Below are 949 nucleotides of genomic sequence, written 5' to 3' on the forward strand. Positions count from 1 at the left end.
CAGCAGCTGTCTCTACATCAGCTTCGTAATCAACACCATCAACACCGAAACCGAACAACTTCAAGAACTCTTCTTTGTACTCAACGTAGTCAGTCAGTTCTTTTAAGTTTTCAGTTGTGATTTGAGGCCATAGGTTACGACAATGCTCTTGAATGTCGTCACGCAGTTCTAGGTCATCTAGACGTAGACGGTTCACTTCATCAACTTCTGCTGCGCTGCCGTCTGCTTTGTATAGACGTTGGCTGAACATGCGGAAGATCTGTTCCATACAACCTTCGTGAATACCTTCTTCACGCATCTTCTTGAACACCATCGCGATGTAAAGAGGCATAACAGGAATCGCAGAGCTTGCTTGAGTCACAACAGACTTCAGAACAGCAACGTTTGCAGTACCGCCAGTTTGGCCTAGTTTTTCGTTAAGCGCTGATGCTGCACGGTCTAGATCCATCTTAGCTTTACCTAGCGCGCCATCCCAGTAGATTGGCCACGTTAGCTCTGTACCGATGTAGCTGTAAGCAACAGTCTTACAACCGTCAGCTAGAACACCCGCTTCAGAAAGTGCGTTGATCCAAAGTTCCCAATCTTCACCGCCCATTACAGTAACAGTGTCTTTGATCTCTTCTTCAGTAGCAGGCTCAACGCTTGCTTCGATGATCGCATCTTTGTTTGTATCTACCGCTGTAGATGTGTAAGTCTCACCGATAGGTTTAAGAGATGAACGAATCACTTCGCCAGTCTCTGGCATTTTACGCACTGGAGATGCCAGTGAGTACACAACCATATCGATTTGACCTAGATCTTCTTTGATCAGGTCAATTGTTTTCTGTTTAGCTTCGTTAGAGAAAGCATCGCCGTTAAGGCTTTTTGAATACAGGCCTTCTTCTTTAGCTAGCTTATCGAACGCTGCTGAGTTGTAAAAACCAGCTGTGCCCGGCTTTTTCTCAGTACC

1 protein-coding gene is annotated in these 949 nt (G+C 45.6%); it reads right to left on the reverse strand.

Annotation, left to right across the window (positions count from 1 at the left end; all coding sequences use genetic code 11):
* Positions 1-949 (reverse strand): enoyl-ACP reductase FabV (gene fabV, locus AB4496_RS29280; RefSeq protein ID WP_372133638.1); only part of this gene is annotated, 949 nt, incomplete at both ends.

The sequence above is a fragment of the Vibrio sp. 10N.222.46.A1 genome (assembly GCF_041473595.1).
In the GTDB taxonomy this organism is placed as follows: Bacteria; Pseudomonadota; Gammaproteobacteria; order Enterobacterales; family Vibrionaceae; genus Vibrio; species Vibrio tasmaniensis_A.